Origin of the sequence: Pseudomonas sp. RG1 (genome assembly GCF_025910115.1) — a bacterium.
GTDB lineage: Bacteria > Pseudomonadota > Gammaproteobacteria > Pseudomonadales > Pseudomonadaceae > Aquipseudomonas > Aquipseudomonas atacamensis.
In genome coordinates, this window is record NZ_JAPCIK010000007.1 from 1 (window position 1) to 4,751 (window position 4,751).

2 protein-coding genes and 3 pseudogenes are annotated in these 4,751 nt (G+C 51.7%); 1 reads left to right on the forward strand and 4 read right to left on the reverse strand.

Features of this window, described 5'->3' with window-relative positions; all coding sequences use genetic code 11:
• A pseudogene (locus OK411_RS06165) lies at positions 1 to 1,003 on the reverse strand (type IV secretion protein Rhs); the annotation flags it as partial.
• 215 nt (positions 1,004 to 1,218) lie between these two features.
• On the opposite strand from OK411_RS06165, the gene OK411_RS06170 reads away from it, so the two are divergent.
• Positions 1,219 to 1,773: an RNA 2'-phosphotransferase gene (locus OK411_RS06170; protein WP_177421636.1), complete on the forward strand. Its 555-nt coding sequence runs from the start codon at positions 1,219 to 1,221 to the stop codon at positions 1,771 to 1,773.
• A 5-nt stretch (positions 1,774 to 1,778) separates the two neighbouring features.
• Here OK411_RS06170 and OK411_RS06175 read toward each other — a convergent pair whose 3' ends face one another.
• From OK411_RS06175 to OK411_RS27115, 3 genes and pseudogenes are all read right to left on the reverse strand, one after another.
• On the reverse strand, positions 1,779 to 2,150 hold the full coding sequence (locus OK411_RS06175) for an SMI1/KNR4 family protein (RefSeq protein WP_039764143.1): 372 nt from the start codon (positions 2,148 to 2,150) through the stop codon (positions 1,779 to 1,781).
• Positions 2,147 to 3,798: pseudogene (locus tag OK411_RS06180) on the reverse strand (RHS repeat-associated core domain-containing protein); the annotation flags it as partial. The pseudogene OK411_RS06180 and the gene OK411_RS06175, both read right to left, overlap by 4 nt.
• A 738-nt stretch (positions 3,799 to 4,536) precedes the next feature.
• A pseudogene (locus OK411_RS27115) lies at positions 4,537 to 4,751 on the reverse strand (RHS repeat-associated core domain-containing protein); the annotation flags it as partial.

The following is a 4,751-nucleotide window of genomic DNA, read 5'->3' on the forward strand; positions in this document are numbered from 1 at the left end:
TAATACCGGCGAGGTTGCCGTTGGCATCGTAGTTGTAGCGACGCTGGAACAGGTGCTTGTCCCGTTGGCTGACGCTGTGGGCCTGTAGTCGGCCCTGTTCATCGTATTGGTATTGGCTAAGCAGCAAGCCTTGTTGGCGTTGTTGCTCGCGACCGGCGTTGAACTGGTGGCTGGTCAGGCGAGAGCCGTTGAGGTCGATGCTGCTCAGCCGTCCACCGGACAAATGACGGTAATCGAGCGTGCAGCCATCGGGCAGACGGCAGTGGCTGAGCTGACCGACTTTGTCGTAAGCGTAACGCGTGGTGCCCCAGCCCTGATGTTCGGTGATCAAGCGATCTTGCACGTCGTATTCATAAGCGAGCGGCCAATGGCCGTCGTCGACGTTTACCAGGCGACCGAGTGCGTCGTAGCTGTAATGAATCTCTTCGCCATCGGGCAGCGTCTTGACCAGCAAACGGCCTGCGGCATCGCGCTGGTATTCGGTAACCAGTTCGCTACCGCCGTCGCCGAACTCGGTTTTCTTCAGCAGTTGGCCGTTCAGGTCGTACTCGTACGCGGTGCGGCGGCCGTCGAAGCCGGTTTCCTGCTGGATCAGGCCGTTCGGGTAATAATCGAGTTGATAGCGTTCGCCGCGCTCGTTTTCGATCTCGGTGAGGTTGAGTTGCGAGTTGTCGTAGCGATAGCGCAGTTGGCTGCCGTCGGGATTAATCCGGCGGCTGACGAGGTGCAGGTTGTCGGCGTATTCGTAGCGGGTGATACGGCCAAGTTCGTCGCGTTCAGCAGTGACATTGCCGTAGGCGTTGTAGCTGAATGCGCGAGTGGCGCCGCCGGGCAGCGTAACTTGGGCAAGGCGATTGGCAGCATCCCATTGGTAATGAGTGATCGCGCCTGACTCTTCCTGGCGAGTGATCTGCCTGCCTAGTGCATCGTAACGGTACTTGCGCTGACCGCCGTCGGGTAGGCGTTCCTCAAGCAATTGACCGAGATTGTTCCAACCGAGTCGAAGCTGAAGTGATAGAACGATGGTCGCTTGCTAGCCTGCGAGAACCAGCTCGGATGGATCGTCAGAAAAAGATGGCCGCGCGCGATAGGCTGTTGGTGATGGCGGGACGCTGCTCACTCGGGAGTGGGGAAACAGTGGAGCGTTTTTCCTGAACGGTTGAGACTTTGATAAGGTTTTTGTAGTTTTTTCAGGTTTTTTTGTATTTGAGGTGTTTGATGACTGACTCGTTTGAAGATTTTAGTAAGTTTATAAGTTATGTGTTACGTCACAAACCCGAGTCGATTGGGTTGCTGCTGGATGTCGAGGGCTGGGCAAATGTAGATGAGTTAATAAAAGGTTCAGAGAGGGTCGGGAAGTTATTAAGCTATGAAGTTATAAGTAATATCGTCTTTCATAGTGATAAAAAGCGTTTTGAGATATCCAGCGATGGAGCATATATTCGAGCAATTCAGGGGCATTCGTCGGAATCGGTGAGCCGCAACTACCCTGAAATTCAACCTCCGGATTTTTTGTATCATGGAACGGCTATACGTTTCCTTGACTCTATTTTGAAAAACGGTCTAATACCCGGGGCTAGGCATCATGTTCATTTAACACAAAGTGAAACGTTAGCATGCGATATCGGACGTCGTTACGGTAAATCTGTGGTTTTACGCATTGATAGTCACGAAATGTTTGTAAAAGGGTTCAAATTTTTTAAAGCTGAAAATGATGTTTGGTTAACAAGCTTCGTGCCTCCGCAATTTATTTATTCGCTTGCAGATGCCTAGTTTGCTCATTCTTCCTCCCATGTAGAATGAGTTTGAATGGCTTCACTCAACCACTCTTTGAAATTCTCATAAGTTCCATGAAGCTCCCAGCCTTCTGAAGCGTAGGCGTGGATTATGAGGACTTCCGGGTTTCCGGATTCATCACGGCCATCGAAGCAGGCTATGTCATCGTTTGCGTTGAACCTCGCAAAGGGGATTAGCTCCCTCTGTGGGTAAAGTTTTTTTAAGGTGTGGTACCAGTAATTTACATCCCCCTCTTCAAAAACAATGAACCACCAAGGTTCAATATCTATGGCAGGTGTTAGGTTGATTGTTTCAATGAAGTCACTTGGATAAGAAAAATGACTTCGGCCTGTGATTTCTAAATAGTTATTCATTCTTTGCCGCTCAATTTTGGTAGTTCGTGAGATCCGTAAGGAGTTTCCTTTCCGAAACGTTTTGGCGACTGCTTTCCAACTCTTAATTCGATCGCCTGGCCCCACGTATCTGGTTTTTTTCCCTTAACAGCAAAGCGTTGTTGTTCTGGCTCAGTTACTGGATCGTTATATCCGCGCTCTCTGGCTTCTACTTTTATACCGGCTTCGCGTGCGGCACGGACCCGGGTGTTATCCATGCTGGTGAGATGGCCGTCCGGCATTCGGACCACATCAATGGGATCACCTTGCCAACCTTTTTCTCTCATGCTCGCGACTAAATTGTCATAGGTGTAATTGTTTCCTGCTCTGTCGACCTTGTTGTATGAGACAGAGGTTTGGGAAAATCTTACCTCATTTGGGTCAATGGATCGCACTTTTGGGCACTGCGCAACATTACAGCTTAAGCCTAACGGGTCCACCCACCCCGTAGGGTTAGGCACGTACTGGTAGCTATTCAACCCACCCGCAAGCTTGATCGGATGCGGCGTCAAAAACCGTCCAGTCCCCGGATTGTAGTAGCGGTGGCGGTTGTAATGTAACCCTGTCTCGGCGTCGAAATACTGACCTTGGAAGCGCAGCGGGTTATCGATTTCGCTGACGTCCAGTGCCGCGAGGTTGCCATAGGCGCGGTACTTCGCCGACCACATGATCTCACCGCTGTAATCGGTCAGTTCCTGCGGCGTGCCGAGGTGGTCGAGTTGGTAATAGAACGGGGCCGCTTTTAGCGGGCCTTCGCCGTCGAGCATTGCCAACGGGCGGAAGGTGCCCGGTTCGTAGATGTAACTGCGGTAGCGGTTCTCGGCGCTTTCAGCGATGAGTCGTTCGCCTTGCCACAGAAACTCGGTGGTGTGATCGTCGACTGACTTTTCAATGCGGCGGCCAAAGGCGTCGTATTTGTAGGTTGCTGTGCTGCCGCCCGGCAGGCTGACGCCGATCAGGCGGTGTTGGCAATCGTAGCGGTATTCGGTGACGAGCTTTTGTCCGGTGCCGCGACTTTCACGGATCAGGTTGCCGTAGGCGTCGTAGTCATAGTGGCGGTCGCCTTGCATCAACAGGCGATTGCCTTTGACGTTGGCGAGATTCGCAACGGGCAGGTCATTTTGTCCGAGCAGGTTGCCCGCCGGGTCGTGGGCGAAGCTCTCTGGCATGGCGCCGCGCACGCTGATCAGGCGATCCAGCGGGTCGTAGTGATAGCTGCGATTGACTTTGCGGCTGTCGTCGATGCCGGCGAGGTTGCCATTGGCGTCGTATTGGTAGCGGCGCTGGAACAGGTGTTTGTCCCGCTGGCTCACGCTGTGCGCTTGCAGGCGGCCCTGTTCATCGTATTGGTATTGGCTGAGTAACAGACCTTGCTGGCGCTGTTGTTCGCGACCGGCGTTGAACTGGTGGCTGGTCAGGCGTGAGCCATTGAGGTCGATGCTGCTCAGGCGTCCACCGGACAAATGACGGTAATCGAGCGTGCAGCCATCCGGCAGACGGCAGTGGCTAAGTTGGCCGACGCTGTCGTATTCGTAGCGCAAGGAGCCCCAGACTTGGTGTTCCTCGATGAGTTGGTCTGCAAGTCATATTTATAGGCGAAAGGCTAACGACCGTCGTCGACGCTGGCTAGTCAACGCGAGCTCGTCGATCCATTAAATTTTTACTTTATTCAATGTATGGTCTAACGCTTTTTCAAGATCGGCCCAGGTTTTGGCCGTTTCGGTGTATATAGGCGATGCCCAATTTTTATTTGCGATTAATGAGATTCTGAAGGCGCCGTGTTCACTGAATTCGGGATACCAACCAATGTCTATTGTTTGCTCGTGCGGGAGTAGCGCTTGCAAAAGATCCTCCCTTAACTCATCTGTAATGAGCGAAATATCCGATCCGACTAGGCTGGATATCTCGTCAAAAGTTATCTTGCCACCAAGTTTTTTTATGTTTTCAAGATTCATAAAACATTTCTTCTTTTTCGTTAGTTTTCTAAACGATTCTTCTGATATTGGATGTCCATGTATTGTGTTTGCACTTAACTCCACTCTCATGTACTGAGTTTCTTTTCCGTCATTGGCGCCTATGGTTTTTCCCATGTCAATTACTTTCCATGGTTTTCCGTTGTTAACATCTTGACCATTTGCAAACGCGTGCCGCTCTAACGCTTCAATGTCCGTGCCGGGTAGATATTTAGCTGCACCTCCATTAGCGGTCGATTTTACAACAGATGGCCAAGGAGCCTTAGGCGCCACATGTTTATTGCCATGATTTGTCCATTGAACGTCGGGAGGAGGCGGGGCTCCATCGCTTACCCTGGCTTTTCCTTCAGGTATTTCAGCGCTTTGCCCCGGAACGCATTTATCTCCGCCTGGACAAGTATTCAACCCTAGGGGATCCACCCACCCCGTAGGGTTAGGCACGTACTGGTAGCTATTCAACCCACCCGCAAGCTTGATCGGATCCGGGGTCAAAAACCGTCCAGTCCCAGGATTGTAATAGCGGTGGCGGTTGTAATGTAACCCTGTCTCGGCGTCGAAATACTGCCCTTGAAAACGCAGCGGATTATCGATCTCGCTGACGTCCAGCGCA

Coding starts and splice junctions, on each gene's coding strand:
- OK411_RS06170 (WP_177421636.1), top strand. CDS start 1,219: ATGACTGACTCGTTTGAAGATTTTAGTAAGTTTATAAGTTATGTGTTA.
- OK411_RS06175 (WP_039764143.1), bottom strand. CDS start 2,150: ATGAATAACTATTTAGAAATCACAGGCCGAAGTCATTTTTCTTATCCA.